Origin of the sequence: Streptomyces sp. MMCC 100, from assembly GCF_041538145.2 — a bacterium.
GTDB lineage: Bacteria > Actinomycetota > Actinomycetes > Streptomycetales > Streptomycetaceae > Streptomyces.
In genome coordinates, this window is the sequence record NZ_JBGORK020000001.1 from 1,024,119 (window position 1) to 1,049,834 (window position 25,716).

Here is a 25,716-nt window from a genome sequence, read left to right on the forward strand (position 1 = left end):
TCCCGAATTTCGACGAGGAAGGCACGGCCGCCGCACGTGAGGGACACGAAAGAGAGCCGGCTGCTCCTGGTGCTGCTGATCGCCATCGCGTTCGCACTGATCACGGTGGACATCCGCGGCGGGGAGGACTCACCGGTCGACGGTGCCCGGCAGGCCGCGGCGGGCGTCTTCGGTCCGATCGAGAACGGGGTCTCCTCCGCGGTCGACCCGGTCGGCAACGCGGTCTCCGCGATCCGCGACTCCGGCGACCGGCACGACCGGCTCGCCGAACTGGAGACGCAGAACGCGGCCCTGAAGGCGAAACTCGGCAGCGACGAGCGCGGCCGCAGCCGGCTGAAGCAGTTCGACAAGATGCTGGGGCTCGCCGGAGCCGGGCAGTACGGCATCAAGGGCGCCCAGGTCATCGCCATAGGAGCCGCCCAGGGCTTCTCCTGGACCATCACCATCGACGCCGGTGCCAACGACGGCGTCAAGCGCGACATGACCGTCCTCAACGGCGACGGCCTCGTCGGACGCGTGACCACCGTCGGCCCGAACACCGCCACCGTGCTGCTCGCCAACGACCCCGACTTCACCGTCGGCACCCGGATGGAGTCCGGCGACGAACTCGGCTTCGCCTCCGGCCAGGGCAGCCGCCCCCTGCGCGTCGAACTCCTCAACGGCAAGGCCGACGTCAAGAAGGGCGACCGCCTCGTCACCTTCGGCTCCCAGGCCGACAAGCCCTTCGTGCCGGGCGTGCCCGTCGGCACCATCACCCGCGTCGACCCCAACGGCGGCGACCTCACCCGCATCCTCGACGTCACGCCGTTCGTCAGCTTCACCAAGCTCGACATCGTCGGCGTCGTCGTCCAGGCCCCGCAGAAGGATCCGCGCGACACGGTGCTCCCGGAGAAGAAGCAGCCGAAGCCCACGCCCACCGTGACGGTCACCGTCACCCCCGGCGCCGACCCCGAGGGCCAGGCCCAGAACGACGAGGCCGGGCAGGACGACGCGACCGGGCAGAACGACGCGACCGGCCAGGACGATGCCACCGGCCAGAACGACCAGACAGAGCAGCAGAACGAGCAGACCGAGCCGTAGGAGCCTTCACCCCATGCGCGTCAACCGGATCCTGCTGTCCGTCGCCCTGGTCGTCGTCGCCCTGGTGATCCAGGTGAGCGTCCTCGCCCGCCTCCACCTGCCCGGCGCCGTCCCCGACCTGCTGCTGCTCACCGTCCTCGGCCTCGCCCTGGTCTACGGCCACGTCGGCGGCGCCCTCGTCGGCTTCGGCGCCGGACTCCTCGCCGACCTCGCCCCGCCCGCCGACCACGCCGCCGGCCGCTACGCCCTCGTGCTCTGCGTCATCGGCTACCTCGCCGGGCTCGCCAAACCGGACAACGGACGGCTCCGCTCGGCCACCGGCCCCATGGTCGTCGTGGTCGCCGCCGCCATCGGCACCACCCTGCTCTACGCGGGCGTCGGCGCCCTCGTCGGCGACACCGCCGCCCGCCATGTCGGCCTGCCCAGCCTGCTGTTCACGGCCGCCCTGTACGACCTGCTGCTCGCGCCCTTCGTCGTCCCCGGCATCATGGCGCTCGCCCGGCGCGCCGAGCACGACCCGCTGGCCGACACCAACTCCGCCGCCCAGGGCCCCGACATCTCCTCCGGATGGCTCTCCGGAGGCACCGGCCTGCGCATCGGCAGACAGCGGGGCGCACTGCGGGTGAAGACGGCCCGGGCCCGGGCGGCCCGCGCCGGCCGCATCAAGGGGGTCAAGCGGCTGTGACGGCACGCCGGCAAACCAGTACGTACTTCGTCAGGGGGAGGCAGCAGTGACCAACGCCCACCCGTCGCCCACCACCACCCTCAACCGGATGGGCCGCGCCCATGACTAACATTCCGGAGACCGGCCGCAGCACCCGCGTCCAGACCCGGCTCGTCGTCATCCAGATCCTCGTCCTCTCCCTCCTCGCCACCCTCGGCGGCCGGCTCTGGTACCTCCAGATCCGCCAGGGCGACGAATACGCCGCGGAGGCCTCCGGCAACCACGTCCAGCAGGTCGTCCAGCCCGCCACCCGCGGCTCCATCCTGGACGCCCGCGGCGTCGCCCTCGCCGACAACGAGACCCGGCTCGTCGTCTCCGCCTCCCGCACCGACCTGCTGAAGATGAAGGACGACGGCAAGGCCGTCCTCACCAAGCTCGCCGACGTCCTCGGCATGAAGCCCCAGGACGTCATCGAAAAGGTCCGGCTCTGCGACGCCAAGACCCCGCAGCCCTGCTGGAACGGCTCGCCCTACCAGCCGATCCCCGTCACCGACGAGGCCACCGTCAAGCAGGCCCTGCAGATCCGCGAGCGCGCCGAGGACTTCCCCGGCATCACCGCCGAACCCATGGCCGTACGCCGCTACGCCGCCCCCGGCAAGTCCAACACCGCCCAGGTCCTCGGCTACCTCTCGCCCGTCACCGACGAGGAACTGCAGCAGGCCCAGGACACCGACTCGCCCTACCTGCGCTCCGACCAGGTCGGCCGCTCCGGCCTGGAGCGCCAGTACGACAAGGCGCTGCGCGGCAAGGCCGGCGTCACCCGCTACGAGGTCGACAACCTCGGCCGCGTCATCGGCGAGGCCGAGTCCGACGCGGGCACCCCCGGCTCCAACCTCGTCACCAGCATCGACTCCCGCGTCCAGCGCGTCGCCGAGTACGAGCTGAACGAGGCGATGAAGGCCGCCCGCAAGGAGATGGACCGCAACACCAACCGGACCTACGAGGCCGACGCCGGCGCCGTCGTGGTGATGGAGGCCAAGACCGGCCGCGTCGTCGCCATGGCCTCCAACCCCGACTACGACCCCAACGCCTGGGTCGGCGGCATCTCCGCCAAGGACTACAAGAAGCTCACCGGCAAGGACTCCAACTACCCGCTGCTCAACCGCGCCACCCAGGGCCAGGCCGCCCCCGGCTCCATCTTCAAGGTGGTTTCCTCGGCCGCCGCGGTCGAGGCCGGCTACGACTTCGACGGCAACTACGACTGCTCCAGCGCCTACGACGTCGGCGGCCAGGTCTTCAAGAACTTCGAGTCGGCCAACGAGGGCATGATCACCATCGGCCGCGCCCTGGAGCTCTCCTGCGACACCGTCTTCTACCGCCTGTCCCACCAGGAGTGGAAGAAGGACGGCGGGATGAACCCCAAGAAGCCCAACGACTACTTCTACAAGGCCGCCCACCAGTTCGGCCTCGGCGCCAAGACCGGCATCGACCTCCCCAACGAGGTCACCGGCCGCGTCCCCGACCGCCAGTGGAAGCAGGACTACTGGGAGGCCAACAAGGACGCCTGGTGCAAGTCCGGCAAGAAGGACGGCTCCTACGTCGAGAAGATCGCGTACGAGAACTGCCTCGAGGGCAACAAGATGCGCGCCGGTGACTCCATCAACTACTCCATCGGCCAGGGCGACACCCTCGTCACCCCCATCCAGATGGCCACCATCTACGCGGCCATCTCCAACGGCGGCACCCTCTACGACCCGAGCATCGGCAAGGCCGTCGTCAGCCCCGACGGCAAGACCGTCCGCCAGATCGAGCCCACGGCGCACGGCAAGCTGCCCATAAGCAAGACCACGCTGGCCAAGATGGACGAGGCCCTCGCCGGCGTCGCCAGCCGCGGCACCGCCGCCTGGCGGTTCGCCCAGGTCGGCTGGCCGCAGGACAAGATCCCGATGCACGCCAAGACCGGTACCGCCGAGGTCTACGGCAAGCAGACCACGTCCTGGTTCGCGACGTACACCAAGGACTACTCGATCGTCATGACGATCTCCCAGGGCGGCACCGGCTCCGGCGCCTCGGGACCCGCCGTCCGCAACATCTACGACGCGCTGTACGGCGTCTCCGACGACGGCGACATCGACCCGAAGAAGGCCCTGCTGCCCAAGCCGCAGGCCAGCCTCCCGAAGATCAAGACGGACGGCACCATCCTCTCCCCGAAGATGCCGAAGGACGTCGTCAAGGAACTCCAGCCCGACGAGAAGGCCTCCCCGGACGAGGAGTACGCCCCCGTCGAGGAAGGCGACCAGCCCGCGACCACCCCCAACCAGAACGGGGAGAACCGCGACACCCGCCGCCACCGACGGCGCGGCGGCGCACGGCGCGGCGCCCGGCGCGGCGGCAGCGGAAGAAGCCGGAGGGCACGGGCATGACCGGCAACAGCTTCCAGGTCTCCGGATACGGCCCCGAGAAAGCCGGCTGGACCCGCCTCTTCGCCCGGGACTCGATGGCCCGGCGGCTCGACTGGCCGATACTGCTGGCCGCCGTAGCCCTGTCCCTGATGGGCTCGCTGCTCGTCTACTCCGCCACCCGCAACCGCACCGAACTCAACCAGGGCGACCAGTACTACTTCCTCACCCGGCACCTCCTGAACACCGGCATCGGGCTCGCCCTGATGGTCGGCGTCGTCTGGCTCGGCCACCGCGCCCTGCGCACCGCCGTACCCGTCCTCTACGGCGCATCCGTCTTCCTGATCCTGCTGGTGCTCACCCCGCTCGGCTCGACCATCAACGGCGCCCACTCCTGGATCAAGCTCCCCGGCGGCTTCTCCCTGCAGCCCTCGGAGTTCGTGAAGCTCACGATCATCCTGGGCATGGCGATGCTGCTCGCCGCACGCGTCGACGCGGGGGACCGCCCCCACCCCGACCATCGCACCGTGCTCCAGGCTCTGGGCCTGGCCACCGTGCCGATGCTCATCGTGATGCTCATGCCCGACCTCGGATCGGTCATGGTCATGGTCATCATCGTGCTCGGCATCCTGCTCGCCTCCGGCGCCAGCAACCGCTGGATCTTCGGACTGCTCGGCGCCGGCACCGCCGGGGCGCTCGCCGTGTGGCAGCTCGGCATCCTGGACGACTACCAGATCGCCCGCTTCGCCGCCTTCGCCAACCCGGCCCTCGACCCCGCGGGCGTCGGCTACAACACCAACCAGGCGCGCATCGCCATCGGCTCCGGCGGACTCACCGGCTCCGGCCTCTTCCACGGCTCCCAGACCACCGGCCGCTTCGTCCCCGAGCAGCAGACCGACTTCGTCTTCACCGTCGCCGGCGAGGAACTGGGCTTCCTCGGCGCGGGCCTCATCATCGCGCTGCTCGGCGTGGTCCTGTGGCGCGCCTGCCGCATCGCCCGCGGCACCCCCGACCTGTACGGCACGGTCGTCGCCGCCGGAATCGTCGCCTGGTTCGCCTTCCAGACCTTCGAGAACGTCGGCATGACCCTCGGCATCATGCCGGTCACCGGCCTGCCCCTGCCCTTCGTCTCCTACGGCGGCTCCTCCATGTTCGCCGTGTGGATGGCGGTCGGACTGCTCCAGTCCATCGCCGTGCAGAGACCGATGTCGGCATAGCCCGGCACCCGTGGGGTGCGCGGTAAGGGGGACCGGTCCGGCCGGGTTAGGCTGGATGGTCCCCCTTGTCAGCACACAAAGGTCCCGTGAGATGCCTGCCGAAGCCACCCAGGCCGCCGAGTCCGTGTTTCCGCAGCTCGAAGCCCTGCTGCCACATGTGCAGAAGCCGATCCAGTACGTCGGCGGAGAGCTGAACTCCACGGTCAAGGAGTGGGAATCCTGCGACGTCCGCTGGGCCCTGATGTACCCCGACGCGTACGAGGTGGGCCTGCCCAACCAGGGCGTCATGATCCTCTACGAGGTACTCAACGAGCAGCAGGGCGTCCTCGCCGAGCGCACCTACAGCGTGTGGCCGGACCTCGAGGAGCTGATGCGGGAACACTCGGTCCCGCAGTTCACGGTCGACAGCCACCGCCCGGTGGGCGCCTTCGACGTGTTCGGCCTCTCCTTCTCCACGGAGCTGGGCTACACCAACATGCTCACCGCCCTGGACCTGGCGGGCATCCCGCTGGAGGCCAAGGACCGCGGCATCGACGACCCGATCGTCCTGGCCGGCGGCCACGCCGCGTTCAACCCCGAGCCGATCGCTGACTTCATCGACTGCGCGGTCATCGGCGACGGCGAACAGGCCGTCCTGGAAGTCACCGCGATCATCCGCGCCTGGAAGGCCGAGGGCCGCCCGGGAGGCCGCGAGGAACTCCTCCTCCGCCTCGCCAAGACCGGCGGCGTCTACGTCCCCGGCTTCTACGACGTCGAGTACCTCTCCGACGGCCGCATCGCCCGCGTCGTACCCAACCGCTCCGGCGTCCCGTGGCGCGTCAGCAAGCACACCGTCATGGACCTCGACGAGTGGCCCTACCCCAAGCAGCCCCTCGTCCCGCTCGCCGAGACCGTCCACGAGCGCATGTCGGTGGAGATCTTCCGCGGCTGCACCCGCGGCTGCCGCTTCTGCCAGGCCGGCATGATCACCCGCCCGGTGCGCGAGCGCTCCATCACCGGCATCGGCGAGATGGTCGACAAGGGCCTCAAGGCCACCGGCTTCGAGGAGGTCGGCCTCCTCTCCCTCTCCTCCGCCGACCACTCGGAGATCGCCGACGTCGCCAAGGGCCTCGCCGACCGGTACGAGGAGGACAAGATCGGCCTGTCCCTCCCCTCCACCCGCGTCGACGCCTTCAACATCGACCTGGCCAACGAACTGACCCGCAACGGCCGCCGCTCCGGCCTCACCTTCGCCCCCGAGGGCGGCTCCGAGCGCATCCGCAAGGTCATCAACAAGATGGTCTCGGAGGACGACCTCATCCGGACCGTCGCGACGGCCTACGGCAACGGCTGGCGCCAGGTGAAGCTCTACTTCATGTGCGGCCTGCCCACCGAGACCGACGACGACGTCCTCCAGATCGCCGACATGGCCACCCGGGTCATCGCCAAGGGCCGCGAGGTCTCCGGCTCCGGCGACATCCGCTGCACCGTCTCGATCGGCGGCTTCGTCCCCAAGCCCCACACCCCCTTCCAGTGGGCCCCGCAACTGTCGGCGGAGGAGACGGACGCCCGCCTCCAGAAGCTGCGCGACAAGATCCGCGGCGACAAGAAGTACGGCCGCTCCATCGGCTTCCGCTACCACGACGGCAAGCCCGGCATCGTCGAGGGCCTCCTCTCCCGCGGCGACCGCCGCCTCGGCGCCGTCATCCGCGCCGTCTACGACGACGGCGGCCGCTTCGACGGCTGGCGCGAGCACTTCTCCTACGACCGCTGGATGGCCTGCGCCGACAAGGCCCTGGAGCCGACCGGCGTCGACGTCGACTGGTACACCACCCGCGAGCGCGGCTACGAGGAGGTCCTCCCCTGGGACCACCTCGACTCCGGCCTCGACAAGGAGTGGCTCTGGGAGGACTGGCAGGACGCCCTCGACGAGACCGAGGTCGACGACTGCCGCTGGACGCCGTGCTTCGACTGCGGGGTGTGCCCCCAGTTCGACACATGGCCACAAACGGGCCCGACGGGCAAGAAGCTGCTGCCTCTGACGGTCAAGAAGTCCGGCTGACCAGCGGAAACGGGGTGTGGGATGAGCGATCCGCTCCACCGCATCGCTGACGCTGTGGCTGACGTCACAGAGTCGGATGCGCTGGCGGCGCTGACCGCGCTCGGCTTGCAGAAGGATCGGCGGCAGCCGGCGAAGAAGGCGCTGAGAACGCCACTGCCGCCGACTGATGCCTCTTCAGACGTCTCTGCGGACGTGGAATGGGTGTGACGGCCGGAGAGGGGCCCGCGGTGACCTGACAGCAGGATCAGTCGGTCCGGTGTCCCTGCCCGCAGGGCGAGGGAGACACCACCTGAACGCGCACTTGCCGGCCGCGGCCCCCATCGGGCCGATGGGGCGCCGGTGGAGTGGGGACCTGCGTCGGTGCGGCGCGTCGTGGTTTCCCACGAAATCCGGTGGAGCCCCAGCGGCCGGAAGTGGTTGGGTCCTGCTCAATGCTTCGCTGACACGGCGCGGCACAGTGCGAGGCGCAGGTCCGAATCGCAGGCGCGGTCTTGCCCGCGTGCCGTCGAGTGATGGAGGTATCGCGGTGGCTGGTTATGGGGCGCTTTCCGACGTATACGAGTGGCTGATCGGGGACGACAGGTTGACCCCCGCTAAGGCAGCCGCGGTTTACTACAGCGATGTCGTGGGCTCTCTGCCGCCCAACGCGCGCGTCCTCGACTGCGCGTGTGGAACCGGCCAGCTCGCCGTCGGTCTCGCGAGTCTTGGCCTTGACGTGGTCGCCGCAGACGCCAGCAATGGGATGGTTCGCCGGACCGAGAAGGCGGCCGACGAGCAGGGTGTCTCGCTTCGAGCCATCCGTGCGAGCTGGGACGAATTGCCTGACCACCTGGAGGACTCCACGTTCGATCTGGTGTTCTGCGTCGGTAACTCGCTCGGGCACGCCGAGGGCGCAGCCGGGCGCCTGACCGCACTGGAAGCGATGTCGCGGCTGCTGAATCCGGGCGGACGCCTTGTGCTCCATTCACGCAACTGGGAGCTCGTGCGCTCAGCCGGCTCACGGGTAGACGTCCGCGATCGACTCATCCGCCGCAACGACCGCGATGCGGTCGTCAGCTACTACTGGCAGATCGAGCAGCGCTGGGAGCAGGAACACTTCCTCGAGATCGTGGTCGCCCAGATCGAGCCGGATGGGGCAGTGCGAGCCTGCTCGGAGCGGTTGTCCATCTGGCCCTACCGGTACGAGGACCTCGTGGCGCAGTTGCGCAGTGTCGGGCTCACGGTGCAGTCCACCACCTTCGACCCCGAGAGTGATGGATACCTGGTGGTCGCCAGCCGCGACCAGGCGTGAGGCACGTCTGAGCCGGCGCGCTGATCCACCTTTCGTCGTTGTCATTGCCGACCTGCCGGCTCGCGACCGCCTTCAGCGGGGTCGTCGCGCCTGGCGGATCCTGCGCAAGCTGCGATGTTCCACGACTCGCATCACCAGCCTCGTCCGGGGCTGTAAATCGTTCGGTGTAACTCCCGATCATGGAGGATGCATCGATGGCCAGTGAGAACGTGGCCGAGCACGAGGCCGGCGAGGCGGCAGCGGCTGCGCCGCCCAAGGCCGTTGACGACCAGCTGATCGATGACCTGGTGGGCCGGGCCCAGGCCGAGGGCCTGCAACTGACCGGCGAGGGTGGGCTGCTCCAGCAGCTGACCAAGCGGCTGCTGGAGTCCGCACAGGCGTCGACGAGATGGTCATCTCGCTGGCCGCGAAGGGCCTGACCACCGGCGAGGTCCAGGCCCACCTGGCCGAGGTCTATGGCGCCGAGGTCTCCCGCCAGACCATCTCCACCATCACCGACAAGGTGCTCGAGGGCATGGCCGAGCGGCAGAGCAGGCCCCTCGACACCGTCTATCCGGTGGTCTTCATGGACGCCATTCACGTGAAGATCCGCGACGGCGCGGTGGCCAACCGGCCCATCTATGTGGCCCTGGCCGTCACCACCGAGGGCCGGCGGGAGATCCTCGGGTTGTGGGCCGGCGACGGCGGCGAGGGCGCCAAGCACTGGCTGCACGTCCTCACCGAGATCAAAAACCGCGGCGTGAACGACGTCCTCATGCTGGTCTGCGACGGGCTCAAGGGCCTGCCCGAGGCAGTGGAGACCGTCTGGCCGCGGACCATCGTGCAGACCTGCGTGGTGCATCTGCTGCGGAACTCCTTCCGCTATGCCGCCCGCCAGGACTGGGACAAGATCGCCAAGCTCCTCAAGCCCGTCTACACCGCGGCGACCGAGGAGGCCGCTCTGGAGCGGTTCGCCGAGTTCGCTGACGCCTGGGGCCGGAAGTATCCGGCGATCGTCAAACTGTGGGAGAACGCGTGGGAGGAGTTCACCCCTTTCCCGCGGTTCGACACCGAGATCCGCCGCATCGTCTGCACCACCAACGCGATCGAGTCGGTGAACGCCAGGATCCGCCGCGCGGTCAAGGCCCGCGGACACTTCCCCAACGAGCAGGCCGCATTGAAGTGCGTCTACATGGCGATCATGTCCCTCGACCCCACGGGCAAGGGCCAGGCCCGCTGGACCATGCGCTGGAAGACCGCGCTGAACGCCTTCGACATCACCTTCGACGGCCGCCTGTCGGCAGCCCGCCAGTAACCCCAACTACCCCAGTTACACCGCACGTTTGACAGACCCGCCAGCGGGGGGTGGGGTCGATAACTCCTCTGCCCAAGCCTGAACCTGCGCACAGCGAAGCGATGCCTCTGATCGACAGCGAGATCGTGATCGTGGGCGAGGACGGTGCGGAAGAACCGTTTGACCCTGCTGCATGGTTCGAGTAACCGAAGAAGCCGCCCCCCTCAGATGCAGGGAAGGCGGCTTCGTTCCTGTGTGGCCTGGGATCAGAAGGCTTGCGCGAAGTCGTCCTCTCGGATCACGAGTCGCGCGCGTACGTCCTTCGGGATCAGTAGGCGGAGGTGCACCTTCGGGGCTCGGACGTTCGGTACCTTCGTCCGGGTCACCTCGCAGCGGATCCCGACCCGGTACAGGTCCGCGGACATGGCTTCCATACCGCCTTCCTGCCAGTGCTCACGGAACGTCTTGCCGCCGTGGACGTTGACCCATCGATCCTTCGCCGTCTCGGGGTCGATCGCTTCGAGCTCACTGATGAGCTTGTCCAAGGTCGCCTCTGCCTGCTCCTTCGTGAACCGCGTCTTCGTGTACCGGCCCCCGGGTTCGAGATCCTTCATGTACAGCGCGATGGTCTCTTTAAGGCGCTTGATCTCCTTGCGGGCCTCAGCACCCTCGGCGTACTGGCGGACCTGCACGGGAAAGTCTCCGAGGACCTTGAGTACGTCCTGCACCAGGCGCTCGTAGACCCGTTCGGGGTTGGGCGCTCCGAGGCCGCCGCTCTTGCAGTTGCGGCACCGCAGGTACTGGTACGTCCCGTGCGTGTTGTTCGTGATCTGCACGGTCATGTTGGTCTTGCAGTCGGCGCACAGCAGGACGCCGAGGAACTGTGTCGCTCCTCCGACACGACGCGGCGGTTGGTTCTTCTTGCGCTTGTCGAGAGCGGCGCCGAGGGTCTCGAACTCCTCCTCTGTAAAGAGGGGAGGGGCGACTCTGATCGGCCTGCCGTCCTTGCCGAGAAGCGGCTTCGATCGTCGCTGCCCGCCGTTCTTGTCCTCTTCTACCCGGTAGCCGAGAAGCGCGGGGTTGCGCAGACGGCGGTGGAGCGTCGCCACGGTGAGCCCTTGGGTCATCAGGCCGGAGCGCTTCAAGCAGCGCACCATGAACCCGGCGGAGCGTCCCCGGAGCGCCATGCGTCGGGCCCAGTGCAGGGCCTTGGCCGCCTCGGGATCGATGACGAGAACGACCTTCCCCGTGTCGTCCTCGTCCGTGACGTAGCCGTACGCCGGCTTCCCGATGATCCAGTCTTCCTGCGACTTCGTGTAGTCCCACAGACTCGCGACGCGGGTCGAAGTGTTGGCCGCCTCGATCTCGGCGATGCCGCCGATGATTGTGACCATGATCTTTCCGGCGGTCGTCGTGAGGTCAAGGCTGTCGTTCTTCGAGACCAGGTTCTTGCCGCGCTTCAGGCTCCACTCGATCATCGTCGAGAGATCGGAGAGGCGCCGTACGAAGCGGTCGAGCTTCCAGAACAAGAGCTCGTCGAACTCGGGGGAGCGGTTGTTCAGCCACTCCCCGAGCTCCTTCCGCTTCCACGGCGGGACCTTCGTCGCCGACACGTTCAGGTCGGAGGCGACGCCGACGACTCGGCTCCCGCGCTCCCTGGCCAGGATGCGGAGATCGAGCTCCTGCCGTACCGGCGACGTCGTGTCGTCCGTCAGTACGGACAGGCGGATGGATAAGAGTGCCCGGGGTGCGTCCTGGGGGAGTAGGGCCTCAGCCCGTTTGAGCTCCTCCAACAGGGCAAGGTCGGCTTCGGTCCACTCGGTTTCCACGCTGTAGGCCGCTCGGTCTGCTGCGAGCCGCCGCTGTCCTCGTTTCCTCATGTCAGACAGCGTGGCGCAGTTCGCGGATAGTTTTAGACGTTTTTCCATATGCCCGGCGATGGACACCGAGATCCAGGTCGGCCCGACCGGCAAGAAGCTGCTGCCGCTGACGGTCAAGAACACCGCACCGACCGGCTGAAGCGGGGGCCCGGCCGCACCCGGAGGCGGGCGCCCGGTGCGGACGGGCTGCGACTAAATCGCTCGGCACGCCACTCGGGAGGAGCTAGCGTCCGCCCCATGACAGCTTCCGATCTTCCCCCGCGTCTCGGCAGTCTGACCTTCCACGGGCCGCTCTCCGAGGACCGCGCCGGGCGCATCGTCGCGCGGCTCGCCGCCGTGTCGCCCGCCACCGTTCTCGACATCGGGTGCGGCTGGGGCGAACTGCTGCTCCGCGTTCTGGAGTCCGTCCCGGGCGCGACGGGAGTCGGCCTCGACGTCAACGCCGAAGACCTGGCCAGGGGCAGGGGCCTCGCGAAGGAGCGCGGACTCGCCGAGCGGGTCGAGTTCGTGGAGGAGTCGGCCCTCGGCACGTCACGTGGACCCGTGGACGCGGTGCTCTGCCTCGGAGCCGGCCAGGCGCTGTGCGATCCCGGGCAGCCGTACGACCCCGGTGTCGTGCTGCGCGAGCTGCGCCGCCTGGTCCGCCCGGGCGGACGTGTCGTTCTCGGCGAGGGCTTCTGGGAGCGCACCCCGACGGACGAGGAACTCGCGGGGATGTGGCCCGGGGCGCGCGCAGGCGACCATCTCGGGCTCGGACCGCTCGTCGACCTCGCTGTCGAGTCGGGCTTCCGGCCGGCCTGGATCGAGTCGGCGAGCCGTGAGGAGTGGGAGGAGTTCGAGTCCGGTTACCGCCATGACACAGAGCTCTGGCTCGCCAGCTGCCCGGACCACCCCCTCGCGGCCGAGACCCGCGAACGAGTCGACGGGCAGCGGTCGTCCTGGGTCAACGGCTACCGCAGCGTCCTCGGCATCGCGTATCTGACGCTTGTACCGGTCACCGGAACCTGAATGCCGTCCGAAGGACGCCGCGGGATCCGATCCGGGTCCCGCGGCGTCCTCATGAGCATGGTGGATTTGGAGAAGGTGCCCGACGTGGGCCCGCGGGAGGAGCCGGTGCGGCGGTCGGACGCCGAGGGGTGTCTTGCCGTGGCGGTCCGGATTCCGGTGCGGATCGTGGTGCTGGTGCTGGTCGTGCCGGTGCGCATGGTGTGGGACGCGCTGGTCGTCGCGGGGCGGTTCCTGCGGGACACGGTGCTGCGTCCCGTCGGACGGGCGCTGGCGTGGCTCGGGCGGGCCGTCTTCGTGTGGCCGCTGGTCGGGCTGTGGCGGTATGCCGTCGTGCCGCTCGCCAAGGGCGTGGGGTGGCTGGGGAACGTGCTGCTCGTGGTGCCGGTGGTGTGGCTGTACCGGTGGGTGCTGACGCCGGTCGGGCACGCGGTCGTCTGGTTCTTCACGCGGGTGGGCGAGGTGCTCGCGGCGATCGGGCGCGGGTTGTACGCCGGTCTGGCGTGGCTCGTGCGGTATCTGGTCCTCGTGCCGGCGGCGTGGCTCGTGCGGTACCTGGTCGTCGTGCCGGCGGTGTGGCTCTACACCTGGGTGCTCACCCCCGTCGGGCACGTGCTCGCCTGGTGCGGCAGGGGGCTGGTGTGGTGCGGCAGGCAGGTGGCGCGGGGTGTGGGGCTGGTCGTCACCGGTGTCGGGTTCGTCCTGTACTGGACCGTTCGGGTGCTGCTGGTGCTGCCGGCCCTCGCCGTGTGGCGGTGGGTGCTCGCTCCGGTCGGCCGGGTCCTCGCCGTCGTCGGACGGGAGGTCGTGGACGCCCTCGGGCACGCCTGGCGGATCGCCGGGCACGTCTCGCGCGCCGTCGGGGGGTTCCTCGGCGCCCTCCTGCGGTGGACCGTGGTGGAACCGGTGCGATGGGTGTACCGGAGTGTGCTGACGCCGGTGGGGCATGCCGTGCGGGACACCGTTCTGCGGCCACTCGCCGAGGCCGGGCGCAGTGCGGGGCGGGCGGCCCGGCAGGCGCTGGCCTCGGCCCGGCTCTCCGTACGGCAGGCCCGTGCCGACGTGCGCCGGATGCTGTTCGGTGCGCCCGCCGAGCGGCAGCCGGTGGCCCGGCGGGAACCATCCGCCGCGGAGGCACGTACTCTTGGTAGCAGTACGACCGCTCTCACGAAGGACTGAACGACACTGGGCAAGCGACAGCCCGTAGGCCCGCCGCCCGTTCCCGCGGTGCAGCGCATCCGACTGCGCTACACCAAGCGCGGCCGCCTCCGGTTCACCAGCCACCGTGACTTCCAGCGCGCCTTCGAGCGTGCGCTGCGCCGCGCCGAGGTGCCGATGGCGTACTCGGCGGGGTTCACCCCGCACCCGAAGGTGTCGTACGCCAATGCCGCACCCACCGGCACGGGCAGTGAGGCGGAGTATCTGGAGATCGCGCTCACCGAAGCGCGGGACCCGGAGCGGCTGAGGCTGCTCCTCGACGAGTCGCTGCCCGCCGGGCTCGACATCGTCGACGCGGTCGAGGCCCGGACCTCCGGGCTCGCCGACCGGCTGACGGCCTCCGTGTGGGAGCTGCGGCTGGACGGTGTGGAGTCCGCCGAGGCCGAAGCCGCCGTCGCGGCGTTCAACGCGGCCCCGGCGGTGGAGGTCCAGCGCCGTACGAAGAACGGCGTCCGAACCTTCGACACCCGCTCCGCCGTCGCGCACCTCGAGTGCGTCACCACGCACGATTCACCGGCTGATAGGCCGACCGACCGGCCCTGTGCGATACTGCGGCTGGTTGTTCGGCACGTGACGCCTGCCGTACGACCCGACGACGTCCTGTCCGGTCTTCGCGCCGTGGCCGACCTGGCGCCGCCGGTCCCCGCAGCGGTGACCAGGCTGGCGCAGGGGCTGTTCGATGAAGAGACCGGTGCGGTGACCGACCCGCTCGCGCCCGACCGCGAGGCAGAAGCGCCCGAGCCGCATCCGGCCGCCGCTTCCGCCGCCGCGAAGGCGCCGGCGTAAGGAAGGTTCCGCCAGGGACGACGTCGTAGCGCCGCCCTCGAACTCGGGAGCCACCTGGGTCGGGCAGCGCACCGACCACAAGACTTTCGCCAGGCCGTGCACGACAAGGGGTACGGAACCGGCGAGACAAGACACGGAGAGCTTCCGAGCGGCGCCCGCGCCCCGGACGGCGGCGACCGCGCACCGCGCGAGCCGCGGACGTCACCGGCGGTCGACATGGTCGATGCCGGACCAGGCGCGGCGCCCGGGAGCCTGACGGGAGAAACCCCCGCATGCTCGAACCGACCGAACCCACCGAGTCGTCGACCACTTCGACGGACTCCGAATCGAACACCCCCAGCGACACCCTGCCGCCGCGCCGTCGGCGCAGGGCCGCGTCCCGCCCGGCGGGTCCGCCGTCCGGTGGCTCCGAGGCGCCGGCGGAGACCGTCGCGCCGGCCGAGGCGGCCCCCGCCGAGGTGGCCGAGGCCCTCGAGCCGGCTCCGGAGCCCGCAGCCCCCGCCCGGCCGCGGCGTCGTGCCGTACGCCGTGCCTCCGCGCCCGCCGGGACTCCCGCGGCGGCGGAGGCGGCCGAGACCGTCGTGCCCGCGGCCCCCGCCGCCGAGACGCCGACGCAGGCCGAAGAGGGCGAAGAGGCCGCCGAGACCGCTGAGGCCGCCCGGACCGCCGAGGCCACCGAGAGCGCCGCGCCCAAGGGGCGTACCCGGCGTCGTGCCACGCGCAGCGTGACCTCGGCCGCCGAGCCGGCCGCCGCCGAGGCCCCGGAGCCCGTCGAGGCGCCGGCGCCCGCCGCGGAGGAAACCCAGGCCGAGGCTCAGGCCGAGGCCGAGAGCGCCGCGCCCAAGGGCCGGACCCGTCGGCGTGCCACGCGCCGCGTGTCCGCCCCGGCCGAGGCGCCCGTAGAGGCCGCCGCCGAAGCGGGCGAGCCCGAGGCCGCCGCGGCCCCCGAGCCCGCGAAGACCACGGAGCCCGCCGCCCCCGCCGCCTCCGCCACGCCGGCCGAGTCCGGCGAGGACGCCGCTCCGCGTCGTGCGCGCCGCCGGTCCACCCGTAAGGCCGCCTCCGGTTTCGCCGCCCCGGCGCAGACCGCCGCCGCGGCGTCCGACGAGGCGGACGCGCCCAAGCGCCCGTCGCGTCCCGCGGTCGCCGTGTTCCAGGCGCCCGTGTTCGCCGAGCCCCAGTTCCAGACGCCCGAGCGGGCCGCTGCCGAGGCCGCCGCGGAGGCGGCCGGTGCCGAGCCGGCGAAGCCGGTCGAGGAGAGCGTGGAGTCCCCGGAGGAGCAGCCCGCCGGTTCGCGCCGCCGCCGCAAGCGTCGGGGTGCCGCCGCCGAGGAGGCCGCCGAGGAGCGGGCCACCGCCGCCGTCACCCGGGAAGAGCCCGAGGCCGGGACCGACGCCGACTCCAAGGCCGACTCGGAGACCGAGGCCGAGACCGACGGGTCGGGCGACGACCACGACGACGCCGACGGCTACGAGGAGTCCGGCTCACGCCGTCGCCGTCGCCGGGGCGGCCGTCGCCGTCGCCGGGGTGACGCCGCCGACGGCGACCTGACGGACGGCGAGGTCGAGCACACCGCCGCCGAGCAGGCCGCCCAGGACGCCGAGGACACCGCAGAGCAGGCGGAGGAGGACGCCGAGGAAGGCGAGGACGCCTCCGGCGAGAACGGTGGTTCCAGCAGCAGCCGTCGGCGCCGTCGCCGTCGCCGCCGGGCCGGGGACGGCTCCGGCGAGGTCGATTCCTCCGCCGACGACCCCGAGCGCACCGTCGTCAAGGTCCGCGAGCCGCGGCCGGCGCGGGAGAAGAGCGAGCCGTCCGACGAGGTGCAGTCCATCAAGGGCTCGACCCGTCTGGAGGCCAAGAAGCAGCGCCGCCGGGAGGGCCGCGAGCAGGGCCGTCGGCGCGTGCCGATCATCACCGAGGCCGAGTTCCTGGCCCGCCGCGAGGCCGTCGAGCGCGTCATGGTCGTCCGCCAGCACGGCGAGCGCACCCAGATCGGCGTCCTGGAGGACGGGGTGCTCGTCGAGCACTACGTCAACAAGGAGCAGGCCACCTCGTACGTCGGCAACGTCTACCTCGGCAAGGTGCAGAACGTGCTGCCGTCGATGGAGGCCGCCTTCATCGACATCGGCAAGGGCCGCAACGCCGTCCTGTACGCCGGTGAGGTCAACTTCGAGGCGCTGGGCATGGCCAACGGCCCGCGCCGCATCGAGTCCGCCCTCAAGTCCGGTCAGTCGGTCCTGGTGCAGGTCACCAAGGACCCGATCGGCCACAAGGGTGCCCGTCTGACCAGCCAGGTCTCGCTGCCCGGCCGGTACCTGGTCTACGTGCCCGAGGGCTCGATGACCGGCATCAGCCGCAAGCTGCCCGACACCGAGCGCTCCCGCCTGAAGACGATCCTGAAGAAGATCGTCCCCGAGGACGCGGGCGTCATCGTGCGCACCGCCGCCGAGGGCGCCAGCGAGGACGAGCTGCGCCGCGACGTCGAGCGGCTCCAGGCGCAGTGGGAGGACATCCAGAAGAAGGCCAAGGGCGGCAGCTCCAGCGCGCCCACGCTGCTGTACGGCGAGCCGGACATGACCGTCCGGGTCGTGCGCGACATCTTCAACGAGGACTTCTCCAAGGTCGTCGTCAGCGGCGACGACGCCTGGCAGACCATCCACGGCTACGTGTCCCACGTGGCGCCGGACCTCGCCGAGCGGCTGTCCAAGTGGACCAGCGAGGTCGACGTCTTCGCCACGTACCGGATCGACGAGCAGCTCGCCAAGGCGCTGGACCGCAAGGTCTGGCTGCCCAGCGGCGGTTCGCTGGTGATCGACCGGACCGAGGCGATGGTCGTCGTCGACGTCAACACCGGCAAGTTCACCGGTCAGGGCGGCAACCTCGAGGAGACGGTCACCAGGAACAACCTGGAGGCGGCCGAGGAGATCGTGCGCCAGCTCAGGCTGCGCGACCTCGGGGGCATCATCGTCATCGACTTCATCGACATGGTCCTCGAGTCCAACCGGGACCTGGTGCTGCGGCGCCTGCTGGAGTGCCTGGGCCGGGACCGGACCAAGCACCAGGTCGCCGAGGTGACCTCGCTGGGCCTGGTCCAGATGACCCGCAAGCGGGTCGGCCAGGGCCTGCTGGAGTCGTTCTCGGAGACCTGCGTCCACTGCAACGGCCGCGGTGTCATCGTCCACCTCGACCAGCCGTCCGCGGCCGGTGGCGGCGGCGGTGGCAAGCGTCGCAAGCGGGCGCGGGCCGGGGCCGACCAGCCGCACGAGCACGAGGCCGTCGCCGGGGTCGAGACCGGTCCGACGCCGGAGCAGGAGGCGGACACCGAGTCCGAGGCCGAGGTGGCCGCCGAGGTGGCCGAGCCGGTCGCCCTCCCGGCGCCCGACTTCAGCGCGGACGAGGAGCTGTACAGCAGCGCCGCCGAGGCCGAGGCCGCCGCCACGCGCGGTCGCGGCCGGCGTCGCGCGAGCCGTCGGGCGTCCGCTCCGGCGGGTGCGCCCAGGGCCGCGAAGGGCGAGGCGGCGAAGACCGAGGAGGCGAAGGCCGAGGCCGCGCCCGCCGAGGTGCCGACGGCGCAGGACGTCACGGCGAAGGAGGAGGTCGAGCGTCCCGTGCGGCGCGAGCCCGCCGCCGAGGTGCTGGCCGAGCCCGCCGCCGTCGAGGACGCGGTCTCCGGCGCCCCGGCTCCGGTCGAGTCCCCGGCGCCCGCGTCGGAGGAGGCCGCGCCCAAGGGCCGTACCCGCCGTCGGGCCACCCGGAAGGTGTCCGCACCGGCCGGTTCGCCCGAGGGGGCCGAGGCCGCCGTACTGACGGTCCCGGAGACCACGTCCACGGTGTCCGAGCAGCCCGAGCCCGAGCAGGCACCGCAGGCCCCGGCCGCCGCCGAGGCGGCCGAGAGCGCGGCCCCGGCCCGCCCGCGGCGCCGCGCGGTGCGCAAGCCCACCACGTCCACCGCGTCCGAGGAGGCGGCCGTCGTGGTCGTCCCGTCGGCCGCGGCGGAGGAGCCGGCCGGACAGCCGGGCGACGCTTCGGAGGCGGAGGGCGCCGAGGAGGCGGCCCCGGCCAAGAAGGCGGCGGCCCGCAAGACGGCCAAGAAGGCGACGGCGAAGAAGGCCGCCACCAAGAAGACCGCGGCCAAGAAGACGACGACCGCCAAGAAGGCCACGGCGAAGAAGGCGGCCAAGACGACGACCGCCAAGAAGACGACCGCCAAGAAGACGGCGTCGAAGAAGACCGCGGCGGCCGCCCAGCAGGCACCGTCGTCGGTCACGGCAGCCACCGACGAGGGCTGATCCGGCACCTGTCGCAAAACGTGTGGCCCCGTCCGTTCGGATTCCGTTCGGACGGGGCCGCACGTTTCCCCGGCCGCCCTCGGGCGCATCATCAACGACAGCCGGGGCGCCCCGGCGAGGAGAGGAGATCACGTGCCGGTACTGACGAGGCTCATCCCCTCGCCGCTCGTCGTGGACGTGAGGCCGGGCGCCCTGGACGACCTGGCGAGCGTCCTCGCGGACCAGCGGATCTCGCAGTCCGGGAAGCTGGCCGTGGCGATCTCCGACGGCTCGGGGGCGCGGCTGCGCAGGCGGCTGGAGCCGTCCCTGCCCGGCGCCGACTGGTTCGAGGTCGGCGGCGGCACGATCGACGACGCGGTGCGGCTGGCCGACGGCATGAAGTCGGGGCGCTACGACGCGGTCGTCGGTCTCGGCGGCGGCAAGGTCATCGACTGCGCCAAGTTCGCCGCGGCCCGGGTGGGGCTGCCCATGGTCGCGGTGGCCACCAACCTGTCCCACGACGGCATCTGCTCGCCGGTCTCGATCCTCGACAACGACGCGGGCCGCGGTTCGTACGGCGTCCCGACGCCCATCGCGCTCGTCGTCGACCTCGCGGTGATCCGCGAGGCGCCGATCCGCTTCGTGCGCTCCGGCATCGGAGACGCCGTCTCCAACGTCTCCGCGGTGGCCGACTGGGAGCTGGCCCACCGGGTGAACGGCGAGAAGGTCGACGGCCTCGCCGCCGCCCTCGCCCGGCAGGCCGGCGAGGCCGTGCTGCGCCACCCCGGGGGCTGCGGCGACGACGGGTTCCTGACCGTGCTGACCGAGGGCCTGGTGCTGTCCGGCATCGCCATGACCATCGCCGGGCACACCCGTCCCTCGTCCGGTGCCTGCCACGAGATCAGCCACGCCCTCGACCTGCTGTTCCCCGGGCGCGCGGCCAGCCACGGCGAGCAGGTGGGCATCGGCGCGGCCTTCGCGACCTACCTGCGCGGCGACCGGGAGGGCTCCCTGCTGATGGCGGACACGCTGCGCCGGCACGGGCTGCCCGTGGTGGCCCGGGAGATCGGGTTCGGCGACGAGGAGTTCGTGCGGGCCGTGGAGTTCGCGCCGCAGACCCGGCCCGGCCGGTACACGATCCTGGAGCACCTCGGCCTGTCGCCCGCGCGGGCGGGCGAGGCGTACGCCGAGTACGTCGCCGCGGTCGGCGGCTGAGGCGTCGCATGCGGCGCGGGGCCCGGTTTGACCCCTGTCGTGCGGCCCCGTAATCTTGACCGTCGGCGTGTCGACTGACGCGTCACATCCCCGTAAACCTCTTTCCTTCCGGGTGTGCGCCCTCGCGGGCTCCGGCCGGGAGAGGCTACCCGTGTGTCACCGGGTGGCTGGACTGCGGGGGTGCCGTTCCAGAGCGAGAGAGTGAGATCCGCGTGTACGCCATCGTGCGCAGCGGTGGTCGCCAGCACAAGGTTGCTGTCGGCGACATCGTTGAGGTTGACAAGATTTCCACCGCCCAGGTCGGCGACACGGTCGAGCTCTCGACCCTGCTCGTCGTCGACGGCGACGCTGTGACCAGCGACCCGTGGGTGCTGGCCGGCATCAAGGTCCAGGCCGAGGTCGTGGACCACCACAAGGGCCAGAAGATCGACATTCTGCGCTACAAGAACAAGACCGGCTACCGCCGTCGTCAGGGCCACCGCCAGCAGTACACGGCGATCAAGGTCACTGAGATCCCCGCGGCTGCGAAGTAAGGGACTGAGGAGACATGGCACACAAGAAGGGCGCATCGTCCACCCGGAACGGTCGCGACTCGAATGCCCAGCGGCTCGGCGTGAAGCGCTTCGGCGGTCAGGCCGTCAACGCGGGTGAGATCCTGGTCCGCCAGCGTGGCACCCACTTCCACCCGGGCGCCGGCGTCGGCCGTGGCGGCGACGACACGCTGTTCGCCCTGCAGGCCGGTGCGGTGCAGTTCGGCACCCACCGTGGCCGCAAGGTCGTGAACATCGTCCCGGTCGCCTGACCGGACACTTTCGCGAGGCGGGCCTCACTTCCCCCACGGGAAGCGGGTCCGCCTTTCGCGTGTTACCCAAGAGACACTCTCGTAGTAAGCAGTAACTGGAGGCACATCCCATGACCACCTTCGTGGACCGCGTCGAACTGCACGTCGCCGCGGGTAGCGGAGGCCACGGCTGTGCCTCCGTCCACCGTGAGAAGTTCAAGCCGCTCGGCGGCCCGGACGGCGGCAACGGCGGCCGGGGCGGCGACGTGATCCTCACCGTGGACCAGTCGGTGACCACGCTCCTCGACTACCACCACTCCCCGCACCGCAAGGCCACCAACGGCAAGCCCGGCGAGGGCGGCAACCGCTCCGGCAAGGACGGCCAGGACCTGGTGCTGCCCGTGCCCGACGGCACCGTGGTCCTCGACAAGGCGGGCAACGTGCTCGCCGACCTGGTCGGCCACGGCACCTCCTACGTCGCCGCGCAGGGCGGCCGGGGCGGCCTCGGCAACGCGGCGCTGGCGTCCGCGCGCCGCAAGGCTCCCGGCTTCGCGCTGCTCGGCGAGCCCGGCGACCTCCAGGACATCCACCTGGAGCTGAAGACCGTCGCCGACGTGGCGCTGGTCGGCTACCCGAGCGCCGGCAAGTCCTCGCTGATCTCCGTGCTGAGCGCGGCCAAGCCGAAGATCGCCGACTATCCCTTCACGACGCTCGTCCCGAACCTGGGCGTGGTGACGGCCGGATCGACCGTGTACACCGTCGCCGACGTCCCCGGCCTCATCCCGGGCGCCAGCCAGGGCAAGGGCCTCGGCCTGGAGTTCCTGCGGCACGTGGAGCGGTGCAGCGTGCTGGTGCACGTCCTGGACACGGCGACGCTGGAGTCCGAGCGCGACCCGCTCTCCGACCTGGACATCATCGAGGCCGAGCTGCGCGAGTACGGCGGCCTGGACAACCGGCCCCGGATCGTCGTCCTCAACAAGATCGACGTGCCCGACGGCAAGGACCTCGCCGAGATGGTCCGGCCGGAGCTGGAGGCGCGCGGCTACCGGGTCTTCGAGGTGTCGGCCGTGGCCCACATGGGTCTCAAGGAGCTGTCCTTCGCGCTGGCCGAACTGGTCGCCAAGGCGCGTGCCGCCCGCCCCAAGGAGGAGGCGACGCGGATCGTCATCCGGCCCAAGGCCGTGGACGACGCCGGCTTCACCGTCACCCGCGAGGAGGACGGCCTGTTCCGGGTGCGCGGCGAGAAGCCCGAACGCTGGGTGCGCCAGACCGACTTCAACAACGACGAGGCCGTCGGCTACCTCGCCGACCGGCTCAACCGCCTCGGTGTCGAGGAGCGGTTGGTGAAGGCGGGCGCCCGCGGCGGCGACGGCGTCGCCATCGGCCCCGAGGACAACGCGGTCGTCTTCGACTGGGAGCCGTCGATGTCGGCCGGTGCCGAGATGCTCGGCCGCCGCGGTGAGGACCACCGTTTCGAGGAACCCCGCCCCGCCGCGCAGCGCCGCCGGGACCGCGAGGCCGAACGGGACGAGGCCCAGCAGGAGTTCGACGGCTTCGAGCCGTTCTAGGAGCTGGTCACGGCGCGTCGTTTTGTCGTGGTAGGGCATGACGGCTTTTCTGCCATGCGGCCTATATGCCGCAATTCGCACGTGGCCGGAGATCCTCATCCTTTTTGCAGTGAATGCTTTCGCTCCGGCAATCGATGTCGTGATCGGCGATCGCGGCGTTCTGGTGAACGTTGGGCAATGGAGTGATCTGATAGCTTAAACGCGAACTCGCAGGCCGGAATGGAGGTGCGAGGGACTGGCCCGTCCGGCCCGAACCGGCCGGGGACACACCCTCAGAGACGATGCTGCAACTGCTTAAGCTCGAGCGTTACAAGGACGATCAGGGGAACGAGATCGTCTACGACGGAGAGATCCGTGAGACCAAGATCGATATCCGGTTCAAGGGGTCGAACAACACGCTCGTCATCAGTCCCCAGGCGGACATCAAGGATCTGCTCATCACCTTCACGGGAGACAATGGAAGGATCGAGATCGGTCCGACCACGAAAAAGCGGGCGGGTCTCCGCTTCGAACTGCGCTGCGGGCACGAGTCCCAAATCCGGATAGGCGAGAACGTGGGCTGCGCCGGCCGCACCTTCATATCCGCCGTCGAAGGTGTGTCGGTGTCGATCGGTGCCGACGTGATGTTCGCCAAGAACATCGAGGTGCGTGGCGACGACACCCACCCGATCTTCGACGTGCGCACCGAGAAGCGTGCGAACCCGTCCCAGGCGATCGTCGTGGGCGAGCACGTCTGGATCGCGAAGCACGCGGTCGTGATGGGTGGCGTCACCATCGGAAATGGCTCGGTGATCGGCTTCCGCTCCATCGTCACCTCGAACATTCCGAACAACTGCGTCGCGGTCGGAGCTCCGGCGCGGGTGGTGCGGCGGAACATCGCCTGGGAGCGCCCCGAGGTCGTCGGGCGCCGCCCGAACGAGCAGTATCCGCGCAAGGGCGAGAAGTCCCCCAAGTACTGGAACCTTACCGACGAGTCGGCGACACCGGACAAGCCCGTGGTGCGGTCGCGGCCCAAGGTGGCGCTGTGGCGGCGACTGGCCCGGTGTCTCCCGGCCCCGGTACGACGGCTGGGCCGGAAGATGCTGCCCTCGCGCAAGGGCTGACGCGACCGCCATCCGCGAAAGTCGCACCTGGCGGGTGGCGGAAGACATCGCCTCGACAGCAGATCGCCTCGGCACGGACTGGAAAGTCCGTGCCGAGGCGATCTGCTGTCGAGCGGTACCCGGATGCTGGAGCGACTGTCAGAGCGCCCCGGCGACCGACTCCAGATGGGTCACCATCCGGTTCAGCCCCGTCGGCAGAGCGACCGCCGGCTGCCAGCCCAGAGCTGACAGCCGTGCGCTGTCCAGGCCCTGCTTCTTGGTCAGGCTGTAGGAGCGCGCGTCGGACTCGTTGGTGAATCGCAGCTGCAACCCGCGCTCGGGGCGCACCTCGGTGAACAGCTCGGCCAGCCGTCGGATGGAGACGAGGCCGTCCGGGTCCGCGACGTTGTAGGCCACCTCATCACCGCGGAGCAGCGTGTAGAACATCCCCGCGATGGCGTCGGCCACGTACGTGTAGGTCCGCACGCCGGAACCGTCGCTGTTGAGCACGATGTCCTTGCCGGCCACCACGTTGGCCGCGAAGTCGGCCTGCACGCGGCCGTCGTCGAGCGCCATTCCCGGGCCGTAGATGTGCCCGAACCTGACGACACGGCAGTCGATGCCGTACTGAGCCTGGTAGCTGGCGCAGATCGTCTCCGCTGCGCGCTTGCCCTCGGCGTAGCAGGCCCTCGGGTTGAGGATGTCGAAGCCGCCGTAGCTGCGCTCGTCGATGAGCTCGGTCTCCGGAGGCTGGGCTCCGTAGACCTCGGCCGAGGACATCAGGACGAACCCACGGCTGCCCTTCGCCACACACAGGTCGAGCAGGTTGAAGCTGCCCAGCAGATTGGCCTTGATCGTCATGACGGGCTGGCTGCCGTGCAGGGCGGGCCGCGCGGCGCTCGCCCCGTGGATCACGTAGTCGACGGGGCCGTCCAGCTCGAGCGGAGCCGACACGTCCTGGACGACGAGGTGGAAGTCGGGGCGGTCGAGCACGTCCGCGAGCAGACGCCTGGCCTTCTCCTCGTTGCGCACCAGACCGTGCACGGTGATGCCCAGCCCGTGCCGGTCGTTGAGCGCGAGGAGGGTGTAGACGGCGTACGACGGCAGCATGCCACTCGCGCCGGTGACCAGCACGGAGCGGCCGGACAGCTCACTCCACGGCAGGTCGCGGCCGAGGATCTCGTCAAGGTCGTGCTTCACGACCGGGCTGGAGACGGTGGTCACTGAGCTCACGCACCTACGATCTGCTGGTTCTCGATGATCTCGAAGAACGTCCGGCACAGGTAGAAGTCCTCGGACGTCGTGATCTTTATGTTCGAGCGGGGGCCGACCACCCGGTAGAGCTTGTGCCCGTACCGGTGCATGAGCGAGCAGGAGTCGATGCTGTCGTGCTCGCCCTCGGAGACCGCCCGGTCGTACATCGAGAGGATCTCGTCGAGCCGGAAGCTCTGTGGGGCCTGCGCGGCGTAGATGTGGTCGCGTGGGATCACATCGTCGATGTGCTCGTGCTCGCTCGCCACCACGGTCTCGTTGAACTTGGTGCAGGTGATGGCGGAGCCGTGCTCCTTGACGGTCTCGATGTTGGCGCTGATCAGCTTCGCGTCGATCAGCGGCCGTACACCGTCATGGATGAGGACGATGCTGTCCTCGGGGCACTCCGCGGCGACCGCCTTGAGCGCGTTGTGCCGCGACTCCTGCCCGGTCTTGCCGCCGTCGACCACCCAGCGGACCTTCTCGATCTCATACCGCTTGAGCAGCTTCGTCATGTGCTCGCGGTACTCGGGAAGGATGGCGATGGCGATGGCGTCGACATCGGGGTGCGCCTCGAAGTGCTCGAGGGTGTGGATGATGATCGGCTTGCCGTGGATCTCCAGGAACTGCTTCGGCAGAGCGCGGGAGTTCATGCGTGAGCCGATTCCACCGGCGAAAAGCAACGCGATGTTCACGG

21 protein-coding genes and 1 pseudogene are annotated in these 25,716 nt (G+C 70.3%); 19 read left to right on the plus strand and 3 right to left on the minus strand.

The genetic code is table 11. The features are described from left to right. Nucleotides 1-36: 36 nt before the first annotated feature. The 9 genes and pseudogenes from mreC to ABS735_RS04780 form a co-directional block, all read left to right on the plus strand. Entirely contained in the window at nt 37-1,080 is a 1,044-nt protein-coding gene (mreC, locus tag ABS735_RS04740) for a rod shape-determining protein MreC (protein ID WP_373900129.1), read from the plus strand. Nucleotides 1,081-1,093: 13 nt separating this feature from the next. Then, nucleotides 1,094-1,765, plus strand: coding sequence for a rod shape-determining protein MreD (gene mreD, locus ABS735_RS04745; protein ID WP_373900130.1), 672 nt, complete (start codon nt 1,094-1,096; stop codon nt 1,763-1,765). Between the two features lie 101 nt (nt 1,766-1,866). Then, nucleotides 1,867-4,167 (plus strand): penicillin-binding protein 2, encoded by a 2,301-nt coding sequence (gene mrdA, locus ABS735_RS04750; protein WP_373900132.1) that lies wholly within the window; start codon nt 1,867-1,869, stop codon nt 4,165-4,167. Beyond that, on the plus strand, nt 4,164-5,360 hold the full coding sequence (gene rodA, locus ABS735_RS04755; RefSeq protein WP_373900133.1) for a rod shape-determining protein RodA: 1,197 nt from the start codon (nt 4,164-4,166) through the stop codon (nt 5,358-5,360). Before mrdA ends, rodA begins: the two co-directional genes overlap by 4 nt. Before the next feature lie 91 nt (nt 5,361-5,451). Further along, the gene (locus tag ABS735_RS04760; RefSeq protein ID WP_373900135.1) at nt 5,452-7,401 is read left to right on the plus strand and encodes a TIGR03960 family B12-binding radical SAM protein; all 1,950 of its coding nucleotides are present in this window, start codon (nt 5,452-5,454) and stop codon (nt 7,399-7,401) included. A gap of 21 nt (nt 7,402-7,422) precedes the next feature. Next, nucleotides 7,423-7,608 carry a hypothetical protein gene (locus tag ABS735_RS04765; protein ID WP_373900137.1) on the plus strand — a complete coding sequence of 62 codons (186 nt, stop codon included), beginning with the start codon at nt 7,423-7,425 and terminating at the stop codon, nt 7,606-7,608. Between the two features lie 319 nt (nt 7,609-7,927). Beyond that, complete coding sequence (locus ABS735_RS04770) at nt 7,928-8,692, plus strand: class I SAM-dependent methyltransferase (protein WP_373900138.1); 765 nt, start codon at nt 7,928-7,930, stop codon at nt 8,690-8,692. 194 nt (nt 8,693-8,886) lie between these two features. Continuing rightward, nucleotides 8,887-9,111: a transposase gene (locus ABS735_RS04775; RefSeq protein ID WP_476755824.1), complete on the plus strand. Its 225-nt coding sequence runs from the start codon at nt 8,887-8,889 to the stop codon at nt 9,109-9,111. Continuing rightward, nucleotides 9,012-9,986 (plus strand): annotated as a pseudogene (locus tag ABS735_RS04780) (IS256 family transposase); the annotation flags it as partial. The gene ABS735_RS04775 and the pseudogene ABS735_RS04780, both read left to right, overlap by 100 nt. Before the next feature lie 245 nt (nt 9,987-10,231). Here ABS735_RS04780 and ABS735_RS04785 read toward each other — a convergent pair. Then, the gene (locus ABS735_RS04785; protein ID WP_373900226.1) at nt 10,232-11,794 is read right to left on the minus strand and encodes a recombinase family protein; all 1,563 of its coding nucleotides are present in this window, start codon (nt 11,792-11,794) and stop codon (nt 10,232-10,234) included. A 49-nt stretch (nt 11,795-11,843) separates the two neighbouring features. On the opposite strand from ABS735_RS04785, the gene ABS735_RS04790 reads away from it, so the two are divergent. The 10 genes from ABS735_RS04790 to ABS735_RS04835 all read left to right on the plus strand — a co-directional run bounded on the left by ABS735_RS04790 (nt 11,844) and on the right by ABS735_RS04835 (nt 23,789). Then, complete coding sequence (locus tag ABS735_RS04790) at nt 11,844-11,984, plus strand: hypothetical protein (RefSeq protein WP_373900234.1); 141 nt, start codon at nt 11,844-11,846, stop codon at nt 11,982-11,984. A gap of 98 nt (nt 11,985-12,082) precedes the next feature. Then, on the plus strand, nt 12,083-12,853 hold the full coding sequence (locus ABS735_RS04795) for an SAM-dependent methyltransferase (RefSeq protein ID WP_373900140.1): 771 nt from the start codon (nt 12,083-12,085) through the stop codon (nt 12,851-12,853). A 51-nt stretch (nt 12,854-12,904) separates the two neighbouring features. Further along, complete coding sequence (locus tag ABS735_RS04800) at nt 12,905-14,029, plus strand: hypothetical protein (RefSeq protein ID WP_373900141.1); 1,125 nt, start codon at nt 12,905-12,907, stop codon at nt 14,027-14,029. Nucleotides 14,030-14,077: 48 nt separating this feature from the next. After that, nucleotides 14,078-14,854: a TIGR03936 family radical SAM-associated protein gene (locus ABS735_RS04805; protein ID WP_373900142.1), complete on the plus strand. Its 777-nt coding sequence runs from the start codon at nt 14,078-14,080 to the stop codon at nt 14,852-14,854. Nucleotides 14,855-15,126: 272 nt separating this feature from the next. Further along, nucleotides 15,127-19,143, plus strand: a complete 4,017-nt coding sequence (locus ABS735_RS04810) for an Rne/Rng family ribonuclease (RefSeq protein WP_373900143.1) — start codon at nt 15,127-15,129, stop codon at nt 19,141-19,143. Between the two features lie 132 nt (nt 19,144-19,275). Next, nucleotides 19,276-20,337, plus strand: coding sequence for an iron-containing alcohol dehydrogenase family protein (locus tag ABS735_RS04815; protein ID WP_373900144.1), 1,062 nt, complete (start codon nt 19,276-19,278; stop codon nt 20,335-20,337). Between the two features lie 212 nt (nt 20,338-20,549). Further along, complete coding sequence (gene rplU / locus ABS735_RS04820) at nt 20,550-20,870, plus strand: 50S ribosomal protein L21 (RefSeq protein WP_007449531.1); 321 nt, start codon at nt 20,550-20,552, stop codon at nt 20,868-20,870. Nucleotides 20,871-20,884: 14 nt separating this feature from the next. Further along, a complete protein-coding gene (gene rpmA / locus ABS735_RS04825; protein ID WP_003976205.1) occupies nt 20,885-21,139 on the plus strand; it encodes a 50S ribosomal protein L27 in 255 nt (84 codons plus the stop codon). 110 nt (nt 21,140-21,249) lie between these two features. Next, entirely contained in the window at nt 21,250-22,686 is a 1,437-nt protein-coding gene (gene obgE, locus ABS735_RS04830; protein ID WP_373900145.1) for a GTPase ObgE, read from the plus strand. Nucleotides 22,687-22,967: 281 nt separating this feature from the next. Continuing rightward, entirely contained in the window at nt 22,968-23,789 is an 822-nt protein-coding gene (locus ABS735_RS04835) for an acyltransferase (RefSeq protein ID WP_373900146.1), read from the plus strand. A 138-nt stretch (nt 23,790-23,927) separates the two neighbouring features. Here ABS735_RS04835 and ABS735_RS04840 read toward each other — a convergent pair whose 3' ends face one another. Together ABS735_RS04840 and ABS735_RS04845 are read right to left on the minus strand one after the other, a co-directional pair. Continuing rightward, nucleotides 23,928-25,001, minus strand: coding sequence for an NAD-dependent epimerase/dehydratase family protein (locus ABS735_RS04840; protein WP_373900147.1), 1,074 nt, complete (start codon nt 24,999-25,001; stop codon nt 23,928-23,930). After that, nucleotides 24,998-25,714 (minus strand): IspD/TarI family cytidylyltransferase, encoded by a 717-nt coding sequence (locus tag ABS735_RS04845; RefSeq protein ID WP_373900148.1) that lies wholly within the window; start codon nt 25,712-25,714, stop codon nt 24,998-25,000. The genes ABS735_RS04840 and ABS735_RS04845 overlap by 4 nt, the downstream gene beginning before the upstream one ends. Nucleotides 25,715-25,716: the final 2 nt, after the last annotated feature.